An 18085-nucleotide genomic window follows, 5' to 3' on the forward strand; every position below is an offset into this window, starting at 1 on the left:
GGGCTCACAGGGGATTATTAGACACCCACCGTCTGGCAAACTGCGGAAGACGCGCCGAACGAACCAGCGCGTGTTTCTGGTGTGACTGGTGTTACTACTGAAGCGGTACCGCGGTGGGCTTGATCGGCGCCGGCAGCGCGGTGGAACCCATCATGAACCGGTCCGCCGCCGCGGCGGCCGCCCGGCCCTCAGCAATCGCCCAAACGATCAATGACTGGCCGCGACCCATGTCCCCGGCTACGAAGACGCCCGGAACCGACGTCTCGAAGTCGGCGCCGCGCGCGACGTTGCCGCGCTCGGTGAGCTTGACTCCGAGCTCGGTGAGCAGGCCCTCCTTCTCGGGCCCGACGAATCCCATCGCCAGCAACACCAGGTCGGCCTCGAGTTCGAAATCGGAGCCGTCGACCTTGACGAACTTGCCGCCCTCCATGGTGACCTCGTGCGCCTTGAGCGCCGTGACGCGACCGTCCCGGCCGACGAACTGCTCGGTGTTGACGGAGAACACCCGCTCGCCGCCCTCTTCGTGCGCCGCGGAGACCCGGTACATCAGCGGGTAGGTCGGCCACGGGGTGGACGGGGCGCGCGTCTCCGGTGGGCGCGGCATGATCTCGAACTGGTGCACCTCGGTGGCGCCCTGCCGGTGCACGGTGCCCAGGCAGTCGGCGCCGGTGTCACCGCCGCCGATGATGATGACCTTCTTGCCTTTGGCGGTGAGCGGCGGTTGCCCGTCGGCGTCCACCTCGCCTTCGCCCAGATCACCCAACGCTTGCCGGTTGCCCCAGGGCAGGAATTCCATCGCCTGATGGATGCCGTCCAATTCCCGGCCGGGAACGGGCAGATCGCGCCAGGCGGTCGCACCGCCGGCCAGCACCACCGCGTCGAAGTCGGAGCGCAGCTGCTCGGCGCTGATGTCGACCCCGACGTTGACGCCCGCCCGGAACTCGGTTCCCTCGGCGCGCATCTGGTCCAACCGGCGGTCGAGCACGCGCTTTTCCATCTTGAATTCCGGGATGCCGTAGCGCAGCAAGCCGCCGATGCGGTCGGCCCGCTCGAAGACGGTGACGCTGTGGCCGGCGCGGGTCAGCTGCTGAGCGGCGGCCAGGCCCGCGGGTCCGGAACCGACCACGGCGACCTTTTTCCCGGTCAGCTTCTCCGGCGGAAGCGGCCGCACCCAGCCCTCGTCGAAGGCCTTGTCGATGATCTCCAGCTCGATCTGCTTGATCGTCACCGGATCCTGGTTGATGCCGAGCACACAGGCCGGCTCACACGGCGCCGGGCACAGCCGGCCGGTGAAGTCCGGGAAGTTGTTGGTGGCGTGCAGCCGTTCGATCGCGGCCTGCCACTGGTCCCTGCGGACCAGGTCATTCCACTCCGGAATCAGGTTGCCCAGCGGACAACCGTTGTGACAGAACGGAATACCGCAGTCCATGCAGCGGGTCGCCTGCTCGCGCAGGGTCTCGTTGTCGAAATCCTCGTAGACCTCGCGCCAGTCGCGCAACCGCAGCGGGACCGGCCGGCGCTTCGGCAATTCCCGGTGCGTGTATTTCAGGAAGCCGCTCGGATCAGCCATGGGCGGCCGCCATGATCGCCTTGTCGACATCGGCGCCGTCGCGTTCCGCATCGGCGATGGCCTGCAGCACCCGCTTGAAGTCGCGCGGCATCACCTTGGCGAAATGCCGGCGCTCCTCCGGCCAGTCACCCAGAATGCGCTGACCCACAGCGGAATCGGTGGCATCAACGTGTGCCTGGATCATGCCGTGCAACCACTCGTCGTCATCCTCATCCAAGCTCTCGAGCTCGACCATCTCCGTGTTGAGATTTCCTGGCAATTCGCCGTGCGGGTCGTAGATGTACGCCACCCCGCCGGACATGCCGGCCGCGAAGTTGCGGCCGGTGCGACCGAGGACGACGACCTTGCCGCCGGTCATGTATTCACACCCGTGGTCCCCGACACCCTCGACGACGGCGTGCGCCCCGGAGTTGCGGACCGCGAACCGCTCGCCGACGACACCGCGCAGGTACGCCTCACCGCTGGTCGCGCCGAACAGGATCACGTTGCCGCCGATGATGTTGTCCTCGGCCACGTAGTCCTGCGGGGCGTCGTCCGACGGCCGAACCACGATCCGGCCACCGGACAGACCCTTGCCGACGTAGTCGTTGGCGTCGCCGTAGACGCGCAGGGTGATGCCGCGCGGCACGAACGCGCCGAAGCTGTTGCCCGCCGAGCCGTCGAAGGTGATGTCGATGGTCCCGTCCGGCAACCCTTGACCGCCATAGGCTTTGGTGACCTCGTGGCCGAGCATGGTGCCCACCGTGCGGTTGACGTTGCTGATCGTGGTCGAGAAACGCACCGGCGTACCGGAATCCAGTGCCTCGCGGCTCATCACGATCAACTGCTGGTCGAGCGCCTTGTCCAGGCCGTGGTCCTGACGCGAGGTGCAGTACAGGTCCTGGTTCATAAACGCCGATTCCGGCTCGTGCAGGACCGGGTCCAGGTCGAGCCGGTGCGCCTTCCAGTGGGCGCGCGCCAACGTGGTGTCGAGCGCCTTGACCTGCCCGATCGCCTCGTTGAGGGTGCGGAATCCCAACTGCGCCATGTATTCGCGGACCTCTTCGGCGATGAACATGAAGAAGTTCTCGACGAACTCGGGCTTGCCGGTGAAACGTTCGCGCAGCACCGGGTTCTGGGTGGCCACCCCGACGGGGCAGGTGTCGAGGTGGCAGACCCGCATCATGATGCAGCCGGACACCACCAGCGGCGCGGTGGCGAAGCCAAATTCCTCGGCGCCGAGCAGCGCCGCGATCATCACGTCGCGACCCGTCTTGAGCTGGCCGTCGACCTGGACCACGATCCGGTCGCGTAACCCGTTGAGCAGCAACGTCTGCTGCGTCTCGGCCAGCCCCAGCTCCCACGGCGCCCCGGCGTGCTTCATCGAGGTCATCGGCGTCGCGCCGGTGCCGCCGTCGTGCCCGGAGATCAGGACCACGTCGGCGTGGGCCTTGGACACGCCCGCCGCCACCGTGCCGACGCCGTTCTCGGAGACCAGCTTGACGTGCACGCGCGCCGCCGGGTTGGCGTTCTTCAGGTCGTGGATCAGCTGTGCCAGGTCCTCGATGGAGTAGATGTCGTGGTGCGGCGGCGGTGAGATCAGGCCGACGCCGGGGGTGGAGTGGCGGACTTCGGCCACCCACGGGTACACCTTGTGCCCCGGAAGCTGGCCTCCCTCACCGGGTTTCGCGCCCTGGGCCATCTTGATCTGGATGTCGGTGCAGTTCGTCAGGTAGTGCGAGGTGACACCGAACCGGCCCGAGGCGACCTGTTTGATCGCGCTGCGCCGCCAGGCCCCGTCGGGGTCGCGGTCGAAGCGCTTGACGTCCTCGCCGCCCTCGCCGCTGTTGGACCGGCCGCCCAGCCGGTTCATCGCGATGGCCAGCGTCTCGTGGGCCTCCGCCGAGATCGAGCCGTAGCTCATCGCCCCGGTGGAGAAGCGTTTGACGATTTCGCTTGCGGGCTCGACCTCTTCGAGCGGGATCGGTTCCCGCACACCGGCGCGGAACTTGAGCAGGCCGCGCAGGGACGCCATGCGCTCGCTCTGGTCGTCGACCAGGCGGGTGTAGTCCTTGAACACCTTGTACTGGCCGGTGCGCGTGGCGTGCTGCAGCTTGAAGACGGTCTCGGGGTTGAACAGGTGGTACTCGCCCTCGCGGCGCCACTGGTATTCCCCGCCCACCTCGAGCTCGCGGTGGGCGCGTTCGCCCGGCCGGTCCAGGTAGGCCAGGGCGTGGCGGGCGGCGACGTCGGCGGCGATGTCGTCCAGGGTGATCCCGCCGATGGGACAGCTCAACCCGGTGAAGTATTCGTTGAGCACATCCTCGGAGATGCCGACCGCCTGGAACAACTGCGCACCGGTGTAGGAGGCGAGCGTCGAAATGCCCATCTTGGACATCACTTTCAGCACACCCTTGCCGGCCGCCTTGATGTAGTTGTTCAGCGCCGTCTTGCGGTCGATGCCCTCGATCACGCCCCGGTCGAGCATGTCCTCGATCGACTCGAACGCCAGGTACGGGTTGATCGCCGCGGCGCCGAAGCTGACCAGCGCCGCCATGTGGTGCACCTCGCGGGCGTCACCGGTCTCCACCACCAGACCCACGTGGGTGCGTGTCCGGTCGCGCACCAGGTGGTGGTGCACCCCCGCCACCGCGAGCAGCGACGGAATGGGCGCCATCCGTTCGTCGGATTCGCGGTCGGACAGGATGATCACCCGCGCGCCGTCGGCGATCGCCGCCGATGCCTGCGCGCGCACGTCCTCGAGGGCGGCGGCCAGCCCGGCGCCACCTTCGGCCACCGGGTAAAGGCAGCGAATCACCTTGGAACGCATGCCATGCGGGCGTCCGTTGACCTCGTCGTCCGGGTTGAGGTTGATCAGCTTCGCCAGCTCCCGGTTGCGCAGGATCGGCTGCGGCAGCGCGATCTGGTGACACGAGAGCTCGGTCGGGGTGAGCAGGTCACGCTCGCCGCCGGTGGTGCCCTGCAGGCTGGTCACCACCTCCTCACGGATGGCGTCCAGCGGCGGGTTGGTCACCTGCGCGAACAGCTGCTGGAAGTAGTCGTAGAGCATCCGGGGCCGCTGGGAGAGCACCGCGACCGGGGTGTCGGTGCCCATCGACCCGATCGGCTCGGCGCCGCTGCGCACCATCGGCGCCACCAACAGGTTGAGTTCCTCGTAGGTGTAGCCAAATGTCTGCTGGCGCTTGACCAGTCGGTCATGCGGCATCCGCTTGTAGTGGCCCTGCGGCAGGTCGTCGAGGGGGACCAGGTTCTTGTCCAGCCACTCCTGGTATGGGTGCTCGGCGGCCAGCTCCGCTTTGATCTCCTCGTCGGAGACGATGCGGCCCTGCGCGGTGTCCACCAGGAACATGCGGCCGGGCTGCAGCCGCATCCGACGCACCACCTTGGCCGGGTCCAGGTCCAGCACGCCGGCCTCGGACGCCATCACCACCAAACCGTCTTCGGTGACCCAGATCCGCGAGGGGCGCAAGCCATTACGGTCGAGCACCGCGCCGATGATCGTGCCGTCGGTGAAGGTGATCGACGCCGGCCCGTCCCACGGCTCCATCAGCGAGGCGTGGTAGCGGTAGAACGCGCGGCGCGCGGGGTCCATCGACTCGTTGCGCTCCCACGCCTCGGGAATCATCATCAGCACGGCGTGGGCCAGGCTGCGCCCGCCGAGGTGCAGCAGCTCGAGCGCCTCGTCGAAGCGCGCGGTGTCGGACGCGCCGGGCGTGCAGATCGGGAACAACTTCTCGACGTCGGCTTCCGAGCCGAACACGTCGGTCTTGATCAACGCCTCGCGGGCCCGCATCCAGTTCTCGTTGCCGGTGACGGTGTTGATCTCACCGTTGTGGGCGACGCGGCGGAACGGATGCGCCAGCGGCCACGACGGAAAAGTGTTGGTGGAGAACCGCGAGTGCACGATTCCCAGGGCGCTGGTCAACCGATTGTCTTGCAGGTCAAGGTAAAACGCCTTGAGCTGCGGGGTGGTCAGCATGCCCTTGTAGACCAGGGTCTGACCCGAAAGGCTCGGGAAGTAAACGGTTTCGCGGCCGGGGCCGTCTTGGCCCGGGCCCTTGGTGCCCAGTTCGTGCTCGGCGCGCTTGCGCACCACGTAGGCCCGGCGCTCCAGCGTCATACCGGACGCCCCCGCCATGAACACCTGCCGGAAGGTGGGCATCGCGTCGCGCGACAGCGCGCCCAGCGACGAGTCGTCGGTGGGGACGTTGCGCCAGCCCAGCACGGTCAGGCCCTCGGCTTCGGCGATCTTCTCCACCGCGGCGCACGCGGTCGCGGCGTCCTTGGACGATTGCGGCAGGAAGGCGATGCCGGTGGCGTAGCTGCCCGCCGGCGGCAACTCGAAGTCCACGACTTCGCGCAGGAAGGCATCGGGAACCTGAAGCATGATGCCGGCACCGTCGCCGCTGCGCGGCTCGGCGCCCTGGGCACCCCGGTGTTCGAGGTTGAGCAGCGCGGTGATTGCCTTATCGACGATGTCGCGGCTGCGGCGGCCGTGCATATCGACGACCATGGCTACCCCGCACGCGTCGTGCTCGAACGCGGGGTTGTATAACCCGACGCGCTTGGGCGTCATATGCACCTGACCCTTCACCTGAACGTTCTGCGCGGCCGTTACCAGCGGCCCCGATGAGATCGCACCCCGGACGTTGCGGGCGAATATCCCTTCGGTCTTGTCTCGATAGGCTGTGCCCCAGGCGGAGATGATCCTGTTCGGGATGTCCGTGCAGCTCTGAACGGTGGCCTGGAACCGGTCTCGACAAGTCGTAAAACGATATGACAATACCCGCCTGACATGCCAACTTCGTCAAGTCTAAACCGTCGGCGGGCACCCTCGTAAATTTCGCGGTTGCCGCTGATCGGCACTCGTGCGGTGCCGGGGTGCGGGCCGGTGATTTCCACCACGGCCGGCCTTCCACCGCGCGCTCGCGGCCTCGATCGACGGGCCGCGATAAGTTTGCTGCTGGCGCTTTGCGGTCCCGGTGGTAACGGCGCCTACGCCGGGGATCGACGTGCTCAGTGCCGCGATCGCGGCGGCGCGCCGATCCCGCAGCGAACCGGGCCGGGTTTGCGGGTTCCCACGCCGCCCGCGTGAGGAGATACTGGACCGGTATTGGTCACGTCCGGCGTCGCACGCCGGACCGTGGCGCTTATCACGTAACACGGCGCGACGACCGACCGCCCGGCACCTGAGGAGCCCATGAACGAGCGCGACGAATTCCTGCGGGACCGTCTGCAGCCCGCGCAGAAAACTGCGGCGGCCCGCCCGCCTGGCCCCCCTGCGCACGGGCCCCACGCCGCCCCGCGGCCACCGGCCCCGGCCCCGGCCCCCGCCCCGCCCCGGCCGTCCGCTCCGCCGCAGGGCTGGGCACCGGCGCCCCCGTCTCCCGCCGCCGCCCCGTCCTTCCGGCCACCACCCGCCGTGGCGCCGCAGCAACCCGCCCCTGCGCCGCCGCCCTCGCAGGACCTCCCCGACCGCGGTTGGCGACGCGTCCTGCGGATCGCCACCTTCGGCCTGATCACCCTGGGCCCTTCCCCGGCCCAGCGGCAGGAGGCTCAATTCGAGGAGACCATCCAGACCCGCCTGCACGGCAACTACAAGGTCGGCGTGCTGGGCAAGGGCGGCGTGGGCAAGACCTCGGTGGCCGCCAGTGTCGGCTCGCTGTTCGCCCAACTCCGCCGGCAAGACCACGTCGTGGCGATCGACGCCGACACCGCCTTCGGGCGCCTCAGCAGCCGCATCGATCCGGGATCGACGCGCTCGTTCTGGGAGCTCACCGCCGACAAGAACCTGCGGTCCTTCGACGATGTGGTGGCGCGCCTGGGCCGCAATTCCGCGGGCCTGCACGTGCTCGGCGGCGAACCGGCGTCCGGACCGCGCCGCGTGCTCGATCCCGCGATCTACCGGGAGGCCGCGCTGCGGCTGGATCGCCATTTCACGATCTCGGTCATCGACTGCGGTTCGACGATGGACGCGCCGCTGACCCAGGAGGTGCTGCGCGATCTGGACGCGCTGATCGTGGTGTCCTCGCCCTGGGCCGACGGCGCGTCCGCCGCCGCGCGGACCATGGAATGGCTGGCGGATCAGGGCCTGAGGACGCTGCTGCAGCACAGCATCGTGGTGCTCAACGATTCGGATGGCCACGCGGACAAACGCACCCGGGCGTTGCTGGCCCGCGAGTTCACCGATCACGGGCGGCCGGTCATCGAGGTGCCGTTCGACCCGCACCTGCGACCGGGCGGGGTCATCGACGTGGCCCGGGAAATGGCCCCGGCCACGCGGCGCAAGTTCCTCGAGATCACCGCGACCATCGCCGGCTATTTCGCGGCGCGCCCCCACCGCCCGGGCGAGCGCGGGCCGAAAGACCAACAGGCCTAGGCGTTCTCGGCAGCGTTGCCCGCCCGCGCCGACGGGTCGGCGATCGCCTCGATTTTGGTCACGCGCGCGCCGCGGATCGTCAGCACGATAACGGCGAACAATCGACGATCGCTGAAGGCCAGCAACACCGGCGCCCCGACCGGACCGCCGACCAGCGTCACGTCCGGCCACAGGTAGCGCAGCAGGTTGGTCGCCACCGCGTCGGGCCCGTGGTTGACCTGTGGTGGCGGTGCCGGGTCGGCGAGAATCGTGCCCACACCCCAGACCGTCGGATCCAGGACGGCGGCCAGCGCGGCGAGATCGCCGTTGGCGCACGCGGTGATGAACTTCTCCGTGACGAGCTGATGCTCGGCCACCGCCACGTCATTCATATTCGGTTGCGCGGCAACGAATTTGGCCCGCGCCCGCCGCGCCAGCTGGCGGCAGGTGCCGACGGGACGGCCCACGGTTTCCGCGATCGAGTCGAAGGGAACGCCGAACACGTCGTGCAGCACGAAGCTCACCCGCTCACCGGGGCTGAGCCTCCGCAGGACCTCCAACAGCGCGCTGCGGATCTCGTCGTCGAGGGTGATCCGGTCGGCCGGGTCGGACCGGCGTGGTGCCGGCCGCTCCTCGACGTCGCCGGGGCGTTCGTAACGGGCGCGCGCGGAGCGCACCTGGTCGAGGCAGAGCCGGCTCGCGACTACGGTGAGCCAGCCCCGGACATCCTCGATGTCGCCGACCTCGGCGCGTGAGAGCCGCAGGAATGCCTCCTGCGCAACGTCTTCCGCGTCGCCGATGTCGCCCAGCATCTGGTAGGCCAGGTTGACCAGATACGGGCGGTGACGGCGCCAGGCCTCGGCGACCTGGTCGCCCGTTGACTGCGACTGGTTCATGACTCTTCGACGATCCGCCGCCCCGAAAAGTTACAGGTTCTGTCGTGTAACTTTCCCACCTTTTGCCCCGTCCTTGCAGCAGTGCACAAATCCACGAAAGGAACCGTCCCATGACAATCGTCGTCACCGGTGCGACCGGTAACGTCGGGCGCCCGCTCGTCGCGGACCTGCTTGCCGCAGGCGCGCGCGTGCGCGCGATCACCCGACAGCCGGGGCCGGCCGGATTTCCCCCCGAGGTCGAGGTGTTCGCTTCGGCCACCGAGGCGCTGCCGGGCGCGTCGGCGGTCTTTCTGAACTCCCGCGCGCTGCGCGGGCAGCTCGAAGAAGTGGTGGCCGAATGCGGGCGCGCCGGCGTCGGGAAACTGGTCGCCCTGTCGGCGATCAACGCCGACGACGACTCGTCCCGCCAGCCGTCCCGATTTCGCGGCGACCGCAACAGGGAGGTCGAACGGCTCGCCGTCGACTCCGGGCTGGCCTGGGTGAGCCTGCGGCCCAGCGTGTTCGCGTCGAACTTCGCCGGCATGTGGTCCGCGCAGCTCCGCGCCGGCGACGTGGTCGCGGGGCCGTACGCCGCGGCGTCGACGGCGCCGATCGTCGAGACGGACATCGCGGCGGTAGGGGCGCGCGCGTTGCTCACCGACGAGCTTGCCGGACAGCGCATTCCGTTGACGGGCCCACAGGCTTTCACCAACTCGGAGCTGGTGCAGGTCATCGGCGCCGTGCTGGGCCGGCCGCTCCAATACCTGGAGGTTCCCACAGACGCTGTGCGGCAACGCTTCCTGGGCTTGGGATTCAGCGCCGGATTCGCCGACGCCTACATCGCCATGCTCGCCGAATCGCTCGACAAGCCCGCGCTGGTCACCCACGACGTCGAGAAGATCCTCGGCCGCCCGGCCCTTCCGTTCGGCCACTGGGTCGCCGAGCACCGCGACGTCTTCACCAACGAGAACCACGGAGCCTGACATGACCGAACCGCGTCCCCCGCGCTACCTCAAGCCCATGAACAAGTTCATGATGGCGGTGCAACGACTGGGCATCCCGACCGGGCCGGCCATGGTGCTCACCGTGCCCGGGCGCAAGACGGGTCAACCGCGCAGCACGCCGATGACGCCGTTCGACTTCCAGGGCGGCCTCTATGTGGTGGCCGGCTATCCCGGGGCCGACTGGGCGGCAAACGCCCGGGCGGCGGGCACCGGCACGTTGCGCCGCGGCCGTCGCTCACGCCGGGTCCGGATCGTCGAACTGTCCGCCGGCGAGGCCCGGCCGGTGCTGCGGGAGTTCCCCGCCAAAGTGCCGGTCGGCGTGGCGTTCGCGAAACGTTCCGGGATGGTGCGCGACGGGACCGCGGACGAATTCGAAGCCCTGGCGGGCCGACTCGCCGTCTTCCGCTTCGAACCGGCGTGACGCGCCGGGTCACCAGACGATGGCGGCCATGTCGCGGTTGTCCGAACACACGCTGCGCACCGCCGCCTCGATATCGTCGGCGGAGATGATCTGCAGGTCCTCGACCGTCACCGGTTGGCCCGCCCGCTTTTGCGCGACCACCCGGGTGTCGCGGAAGCCCTCGGCACGTTCGACGACATTGCGGGCGAACCGGCCGTTCTGCATGGCGTCGATGCCGTGGCGCCCACCGGGAGTGGTGTAGTTGCGGATGGTCGTGGCCGCGTCCAGGAACTTCTCGCGCGCGGCGTCGTCGAGCAGGCTGGCGCGCGGCGTCGCGTAACGGTGCGCGATCTCGACGATCTCCGCCGGTGAGTAGGACTCGAAGCGCAGCTTGCGGTTGAACCGGCCGGCCAAACCCGGGTTCACGGTGAGGAATTGGTCCACCTGGTCTTCGTAGCCCGCGCCGATGAAACAAAAATCGAAGCGGTGCGTTTCCAGCGCGACGAGGAGCTGGTTGACGGCCTCCATGCCGATCATGTCGGGCGTGCCGTCCTGGTGGCGCTCGATCAGGGAGTAGAACTCGTCCATGAAAATGATTCGGCCGAGCGACTTTTCGATCAGTTCGTTGGTCTTGGGTCCCGACTCCCCGATGAAGTGACCGCAGAAATCCGAACGGCGCACCTCCCGGATCTCGGGGTGGCGCACGATCCCCATGCCCGCGTAGATCTTGCCCAGCGCCTCGGCGGTGGTCGTCTTACCGGTACCCGGCGGACCGACCAGCAGCATGTGGTTGGTCTGCCCTTCCACCGGCAGGCCGTGCTCGAGACGCATCATCCGCACCTCGAGCTGGTCTTCCAGCGCCGCGACGGCCTGCTTGACGGCGGCCAGCCCCACCTGCTTGGCCAGCAGCTTGCGCCCCTCGGCCAGCAGCTCGGCCCGCCGGTCGGCGGTGGCGTCGTCGTCGAGTTCGTCGCGGCTCTTGGCCGTCGAGGCGTCCCAACGGTCGGTGCGGCTGTCGATGGTCTCTTCGTCGGTGACCACCAGGTGCAGGTTCGGGTCGGCCAGCGCTTCTTTGGCCGCCGCGGTCAGGACCCCGTTGATGGTGGCCTTGGACAGCCAGATCTGGGCCTTGTCCTCCTCACGCAGCTGGCGGTGCACCATCCCGCGCACGTACGCCAGATCCGCCACGAGCAGCGGAATGTCGGCCGGGCCGATCGACGCGGTCAGCACGTCGGCGTCGAAGCGCGACGACGACTGGGTGTGCCCGATCACGTCCACGCGGTCCAGCCAGTCGAGGGCGACCCGGCCCTGCCCGAGGTGGGCGGCGGCGTGCGCGGCCAGCGCGCAGATCGACGCCGTCACCGCCGACATCACGATCGCCTGCGGGGGCAACTCCTCGGCGGCCGCGAGCAGGACGTCGGGCCAGCGTTGTGTCCGGTACATCAGGAAGGTGCGGGCCAGCTGGTGCCACTGGTAGTTGGTCCAGGAGTCCAGCAGGTCGCGGTTGGCCAGCAGCCGGTCGGCCTCGGCGTACTCCCCGGCGATCGTCAACGCGGACGAGAGCGCCAGCCCGACCTGCGATGCGTCGGTGACGGTGATGCCGATGTAGGGGCCCAGCTGAATCTCCGCGGCCAGCGTCTGCCCGATCCGCGTGGTCTCCCGGTGCAGCCATTCGCTGGTGGCATAGAGACGCCGCAACGAGTCCAGGTCGCTGTCGCCGCAGGCGATGCGCCCCAGCCACGCATCGGCCATCGACGCGTCGGCGTCGGTCGCGGCGACGAACTCCGGCAGGGCCGCCGCCCGACCCTGGCGGCCCATGATCCCCATGGCCCGGTCGAAATGCCTTCGGGCCGTTTGTAAATCACCCATCACATCCCCCATCGCGAGCGCCGCGACCGTGGTCATCGGGGTTGCGGGTAGCCGCCCTTGGCCGGAGCGAGCTGCCGCCGCGTGCGCTCATCAAACTATGCCTCAAACTCGCGTTGCCGAACTTCTACGTGCCGACCGACATGGTGACCGGATCTAGGCTGACGTAGCGGTGCTCGGCGCGGAACATGTCCATCTCGGCAAGCCAATTCTTCCCCGCGGCACTGACATTCACCACCGAGGGTCCTACTTGCTCGATGATCACCTCGAACCCGTGGCGCTGCCCCTCGGAGAGCCTGACGCCCGCGGGCGCGATGGTGATCACCGTCGCCGGCCGGGGGGTGGGCGAAATCGCGGCGTCCCGAATGTCGGTGCCCCCGCCGTCGGGGGCACCGTTGCCGTCCCTGCCCCGCCGCGCGGCGTATTCCACCACACTGACGGTGGTGCGCGGTGCCGGGCGCGAGCCGTTGACGACGCTGATCTCCGGCATCCGCACGCTGACCCAGCGCGCCATGTCACGGGTGTGCACGCAGACTCGTTCCCCGGCGCCCGCGGTGCGGATCACGATCCGCTTGGCGATCGGGTCGTCGGCGGCGACGAATACGCGCGACAGTTCACCGGCGTCGGTGACCGGCACCAGCAGCCGGTCGCCGTTGCTGAGTTTCCCGATCAGCACGCCCGAGGGCCCGATCTCGGTGACCAGCTCGGCGGGCAGCGGGCTGCGCCGGATTCCGCGCAGGTGCGGCCGGGGTCCGCACATGTTGGCCGACGCCGCCGCGGCCTGCTCGCCGTTGAGCCGGCGCAGGATCACGCTGGGCGGGGTGGGCGCGGGTGTCGGCGTGCGCACCGTGATGGTCGCGGTGCACTGCCCGTCGGGATACACCGTGATGTTCTGGATGACCTCGTCGGCGCGCAGCGTCCACGCCTGCGACAGGTGGCGCGACGTGATCGCCTCGGGCGGATACGCATAGGTGGTCAGCCAGCCCGCTTCCCCGCGGATGGCTTTCCATCGCTGCGCCGGTCCCGACACCGCGTCCCAGCCGAGCCGGCGATCGAGCTCGATCAAATCGGTGGCGTTGGCCACCTTGGCCCGCAGGCCTTCACAGCGCAGCAGGCCCGCGATGCGCTGCGCGACCGAAATCGCCGCCGCGCCAACGGTCGTGCGCCACACCAACGCGTGCGCGTTGTCGAGCACCGCCAGCCGCATGATCAGCCACGTCTCGCGCCGGCCCGCGTACGGCGGGGTGCCGATCTCGGAGTCGTACACCCGCGGATAGTCGCCGACGGTGCCGTGCCGGGAACCGATGCTGACGACGCTGATCGAGTCGAGCTGCAGGCCGAGGGCCTGGCGCAGCATCGGCACCAGTTCGACGACGTCGAGCACGTTTTCGGTCTCGACGGTCACCGACCCGGTCACCATGGTGGCCCGATGCGCTCTGCCCAGCAGCTGCACCGCGACCACGGCGACGCCGTCCTGCACGCGCACGCCGCCACCGGATCGGTTGTTGGCCACGGTGATTGGGGCCGACCAGTCGATCGGGCGCCGGCCGCGCCGCCACAGCACGGCCCACGACCACGCCGGCTGGCCCCACCAGCGCACGAACACCAGCGCGATGCCCACCACCACGGCGACCGCGGCGCCGATGTAGCCGGCCAGCAGCCAACTCGCGAGCGCGAGCACGAACACCACCCACACCCCGACGACCCGGCGATTGCTGCCGCGGCTGAACCCGGTGAGGTTGGGCCTCATCGCGCCCTCCGCAACCGCGCGGCGATCGCGAACACGAGCACGCCGGCGGCCACCACCCCCAGAAATCCGATGGCGATGTTGCGCGCCCGGTGGTCCGGCGGTGGGGGCGGCGCCGCCGGGGTGATGACCCGGCTCTGCGCGCCCGGCGGCATCCGGTCACCCGGCGGGATGTTGAAGGTCAACGCGGCGACCGGGTCCACCAGCCCGTAGCCGACCTTGTTGTCGACCCCGGCGGGCGGATTGTGGGCCGACTGCACGATCCGGTTGATCACCTGGTGCGCGGACAGGTCGGGGTACTTCGCGCGCACCAGCGCCGCGACCCCGCTGACGTAGGCCGCCGAGAAGCTGGTTCCCCAGAACGGCATGTTCTTCTCGCCCGGCCTCGACGGCGGGTAGGCGTTGACCGGCCCGCCGCCCTGGGGCGAGAGACCCATGATGTGCGTCCCCGGTGCGGCGACGCCGACCCACGGCCCCGACATGCTCTTGTCCAGGGCGGCGCCACTGGCATCGACGGCGCCCACCGACAGGACGTAATCGGAGAACCACGACGGCGCCGAGACGACCTTGACCTGATGCCAGTCCCGCGGATCCGACGGGTCCAGCGGGTCGTACATCGGGTTGTTGTTGCAGCCGGCTTCCCCGTCGTTGCCGGCCGCCGCCACGATCACCGCGTCCTTCGCGGTGGCCGCGTACCACAGCGCCGCGCCCAGGGCCCGTTGATCGGCCGGGGCCGCCGCGGGCAGGCACGCGGTGACCGAGATGTTGATCACCTTCGCGCCCATGTTGGCGGCGTGAACCACCGCGCGCGCAACCGAATTCAGCGTGCCGGCCTTGACTTTCTCGTCGGAGTTGGGATCCCCCGGCGGCGGGTTGACCGGTTCGAAGGCCCGCGAGGACTGCCGGATCGAGATGATCGTCGCGTGCGGGGCCACACCCACCACCCCGTCGGGTGCCCCCGGGGGAAGCGGCGGCACCGCGGGTTCTTCCTCGGTCTGCGGATCGGGTGGCCCGTTCGATGCGGCGGTGGCGCCGCCGCCCTCCGGCGGCGGGGGCGGCGGTGGCGGCGGCGGAAGAACCTGGGTGATCGTCACCGGCGGCGGCGGGGGCGGCGGCGCCATCGGGGGCGGCACCTCGACCGGTGGCGGAGGCGCCCCGGCGACCGGTGGCGGCCCGGCCGGCGGCGGGAACGCGGGAGTGGCCGGCATGGGCCGCGGCATCGGCAAAATCCCTTGCGGCGCAGCGCCGATGATCGAGCTGACAATGGTGCCATGGGCGTCGCAGTCCATCAGGCCGTCCTCGCCCATGATGTAGTCGCCACCGGGTACCACCGGCAGCCGCGGGTTCGGCGTCACCCCGGTGTCGATCACCGCGACGGGCACCCCGTTGCCGGTGCTGTATTGCCACGCCTTGGCGATGTTGAGCAGGTTGAACCCCGGAGCCAGCTGCGCCACGTCGGGGTTTCGCACGACGATCGGCGACGAACAGCTGTTGGCCCGGCGCATCGGCTGTTCGGGCCGCGGCGGTCCGTCGGGGGGCACCATCCCGGGATCCACCGAGGGCGGTGTGATCGCTTGGGCGGCAGGGATATTGGCGGATAACGCGACCAGGGTCAGGGCGGCGGTCAGCGCCGCAACGGTTCTCAGTGGCGAATCCACGTGAAGAGCCCTCCCAGGGCCGCCGCCGCCGGCAGCAGAACGATGAATGCGAGCACTTCCACCCATTCCACGGTCAGCCGAATGAACGGTCTGAACCGCATGGCCGGAACCAAAAGCGCTGCGGCCAAACCCAGTCCGGCGAACGTCGCCACCGCCACCACCGGCCACAGCAATCCCGCCATGGCGTCGTGGGCCCCGGCGACGGCGTATTTGACGACCCCCGCGCACACCGCGGCCGACGCCCCGCACACCAGCGCGACGGCCTGGTATTTGGCGGCGAATCCGCGGCCCTGGGTGATGAAGATCCCCACCACCAGGCCGGCGACCACCAGCGCCAACCACGCCCACGGGCGGCCCGGCGTCAAGACCCACCAGACCGCGGCGGGCAGCACGATCGAGACCCCGACGCACAGTCCCACCTGGACCGCGTTGACCAGGCGCGCCGAGGCGGCGATCGCGGCGCCGCGCGCGGTGATGTCGGTGAGTTCGTTGTCCTCGTCCTCGGATTCGTCCTCGCTGACCGGGGACACGGTGTCGACCGGCATCCCCTCGCGCCGCGCGAACAGGTCCCGTCCGGTGATCGACCCGAAGTGCGGCGGCCTGACCCGGGCCACCCACAACGCGATCAGCGGGGTCATCCGGACGAGGACCAGCAATCCGACCAACACGCACACCGCCAATACCTGCGCCGAGGCGGGGCGGAACATCCGGACGGCGGCAACGACGGCCAGGACGCCGCACACCGTCACCACGGCGGTGACCACCGCGGTCTGCCACCGGTTGCGTGCCGTCACCCCGATGGCGACGGCACCCAGGATCACCACCACGGCGCCGATCAGCCCGTGCGCCGCGCCCAGCACACCCGGCGGCGCGCAGGCGCCGGCGGTGGCCAGCGAGACCACCGCGAGCCAGGCGAACCCGCTGAACAGATCGCGCCGCTCCCGCCATCCGCTTCGCACCACCAGGGTCGCGATGACCAACAGGACGCCGACCCCGCCCGCCACCGCCGCCGGGATCGGGCCGTCGGTGAAGGTCCGTGCCCGCAGCGTCAGGGCCACCACCACCGAGACCGCCATCGCGATGACCGCGACCGCCGTGTGCGCGGCCGTCAGCGGCGTCACCGGCGCGAACATCCGATCCCCGCCGTCGCGGCCCAGCCACTTGCCCATCGCGGCCAGGCCCGTCGACAGGGACTCGTACTGCGGTTCGAACGACTCCCCGTCGACCCTGGGCACCAGCACCAGGGTGTCGCCGTCCTGGACGCCGAGCTCGTCGAGGCTCTTATTGATATCGAGCCGGACCCCATTGATCTTGTGGAGTTCGTAGCTGCCGGCCGGCAACGAAATGCCGTCAAAACCTTTGCGCTTCAGGTCCGCGTCGAACAGCTCGACCATTCCCTCGAAGAATCCCTCCATCGGAATTCCGGCGGGGAAGACTTGGGAACACAGATGCTTCTCGTAAGAAATGTTGACCGCACAACGCGCCGGAAAAGCGACCTTATGCGGCGAGGTCACGGTACCGCTCGCTCAGCGTCTGGAATGTATTTGTCGGCCAGCCCCGCGGTGATTTCAAAGAGGCGCAACCGCGTCTTTTTCTTCAACTCGTGAACCGTATCGATGATGCCGCCTTTGGCAAGATGCGGATCAAACGGCAGCGCCTCGACGGTCGCGCCGACCTTGGTGAACCGCTCGGTCAGGTACGCCAGCGCGTCCTTGTCGGTGATCTGGTCGGTGTGGTTCACGATCACGGTGCTGCGCGAGACCAACTCGTGGTAGCCCTGCGACCGCAGGTAATCCACCGCCCGCAGCACCGGACGCGAGCGGTCCGCGGTGATCCCCGAAACGAACACGAGGGTGTCGGTGTTCTCCAATACCGGCTTCATCACTTCGTGTTCGAGATCGGGGGAGGTGTCGACGATCATCACCGTGTGGGTGCGCCGCAGCCGCGACAGCACCCCGGAGAACATCGCCGGCACCAGCGGCCTGGGTTGGTCCGAGGTCCGGTTGCCGGCCAGCACGTCGAGCCCGATTGCGTTCTGCCCCAGATGTTCTCGGATATCAGCGTAGCCCTGGACATCGGTGTCGTTGATGATCGCGGTGTAGTCGCCCGGCGGGGAGTCGTCGATGCGGTCGGCCAGGGTGCCGAATCCGGGGACGGCGTCGATCGCAATCACGTTCTGCGGGCGGCATTCCCGGAACACGCCACCGAGGCAGGCCGTGAGCGTCGTGACCCCGACGCCACCCTTGCCGGAGACCACGGTGATCACATACTGCCGTCGAATATGCCGGCGGATGCGGTTTTGTAAGTCACGGTAGTGCCGTTCTCGGGGCGATTCACCGAGATTTATTTGTCGAAATGAGATGGCGTAAATGAATTTACGCCATCCTGACCCCGGTGGAATCTTTCGTGGTGCGGCCAGATCGGTAATTCGCATCGTGTCGGATACCGAATCCGGGAAGTTGCTGCCCCCTGACGGATCCCCCCGTCTGAGCGCTCCTTCGTCCGACATATTCGGGTCATTCCAAGGGCTCGTCACGACGAGATGCTAACACGGTTCGCGATACCGCGTTTACCCGTTGAGAAACCACCCATCAAGCGCGACAGGCG

The 18085-nt window shown here is 69.0% G+C and carries 11 protein-coding genes; 3 read left to right on the forward strand and 8 right to left on the reverse strand.

Going from position 1 to position 18085, the window contains the following annotated elements; translation table 11 throughout:
* Positions 1-94 precede the first annotated feature (94 nt).
* Positions 95-1570, reverse strand: coding sequence for a glutamate synthase subunit beta (locus QGN30_RS01645; RefSeq protein ID WP_008262914.1), 1476 nt, complete (start codon positions 1568-1570; stop codon positions 95-97).
* Complete coding sequence (gene gltB / locus QGN30_RS01650) at positions 1563-6146, reverse strand: glutamate synthase large subunit (protein WP_008262912.1); 4584 nt, start codon at positions 6144-6146, stop codon at positions 1563-1565. Before gltB ends, QGN30_RS01645 begins: the two co-directional genes overlap by 8 nt.
* Before the next feature lie 624 nt (positions 6147-6770).
* Between gltB and QGN30_RS01655 the strand changes: the two genes are divergently transcribed.
* Positions 6771-7949: a MinD/ParA family ATP-binding protein gene (locus QGN30_RS01655; RefSeq protein ID WP_248923331.1), complete on the forward strand. Its 1179-nt coding sequence runs from the start codon at positions 6771-6773 to the stop codon at positions 7947-7949.
* Here the strand turns inward: QGN30_RS01655 and sigI are convergent.
* Positions 7946-8824, reverse strand: a complete 879-nt coding sequence (gene sigI, locus QGN30_RS01660) for an RNA polymerase sigma factor SigI (RefSeq protein ID WP_225323712.1) — start codon at positions 8822-8824, stop codon at positions 7946-7948. The genes QGN30_RS01655 and sigI overlap by 4 nt on opposite strands.
* 110 nt (positions 8825-8934) lie before the next feature.
* Between sigI and QGN30_RS01665 the strand changes: the two genes are divergently transcribed.
* Positions 8935-9786, forward strand: coding sequence for an NAD(P)H-binding protein (locus tag QGN30_RS01665; protein ID WP_248923330.1), 852 nt, complete (start codon positions 8935-8937; stop codon positions 9784-9786).
* 1 nt (position 9787) lies between these two features.
* Positions 9788-10228: a nitroreductase family deazaflavin-dependent oxidoreductase gene (locus QGN30_RS01670; protein WP_008262900.1), complete on the forward strand. Its 441-nt coding sequence runs from the start codon at positions 9788-9790 to the stop codon at positions 10226-10228.
* Between the two features lie 9 nt (positions 10229-10237).
* Here the strand turns inward: QGN30_RS01670 and eccA2 are convergent, their stop codons facing one another.
* The 5 genes from eccA2 to QGN30_RS01695 all read right to left on the reverse strand — a co-directional run bounded on the left by eccA2 (position 10238) and on the right by QGN30_RS01695 (position 18014).
* Complete coding sequence (gene eccA2 / locus QGN30_RS01675; protein ID WP_170320649.1) at positions 10238-12088, reverse strand: type VII secretion system ESX-2 AAA family ATPase EccA2; 1851 nt, start codon at positions 12086-12088, stop codon at positions 10238-10240.
* A 112-nt stretch (positions 12089-12200) separates the two neighbouring features.
* The gene (eccE, locus tag QGN30_RS01680; RefSeq protein WP_014378832.1) at positions 12201-13823 is read right to left on the reverse strand and encodes a type VII secretion protein EccE; all 1623 of its coding nucleotides are present in this window, start codon (positions 13821-13823) and stop codon (positions 12201-12203) included.
* On the reverse strand, positions 13820-15478 hold the full coding sequence (gene mycP2, locus QGN30_RS01685) for a type VII secretion system ESX-2 serine protease mycosin MycP2 (RefSeq protein ID WP_014381603.1): 1659 nt from the start codon (positions 15476-15478) through the stop codon (positions 13820-13822). Before mycP2 ends, eccE begins: the two co-directional genes overlap by 4 nt.
* Positions 15463-16992, reverse strand: coding sequence for a type VII secretion integral membrane protein EccD (gene eccD / locus QGN30_RS01690; protein WP_080587972.1), 1530 nt, complete (start codon positions 16990-16992; stop codon positions 15463-15465). The genes mycP2 and eccD overlap by 16 nt, the downstream gene beginning before the upstream one ends.
* Positions 16989-18014 carry a MinD/ParA family ATP-binding protein gene (locus QGN30_RS01695; protein WP_008262890.1) on the reverse strand — a complete coding sequence of 342 codons (1026 nt, stop codon included), beginning with the start codon at positions 18012-18014 and terminating at the stop codon, positions 16989-16991. The genes eccD and QGN30_RS01695 overlap by 4 nt, the downstream gene beginning before the upstream one ends.
* Between the last annotated feature and the right edge of the window lie 71 nt (positions 18015-18085).

This window comes from Mycobacterium sp. 3-98 (genome assembly GCF_035918355.1).
GTDB lineage: Bacteria > Actinomycetota > Actinomycetes > Mycobacteriales > Mycobacteriaceae > Mycobacterium > Mycobacterium intracellulare.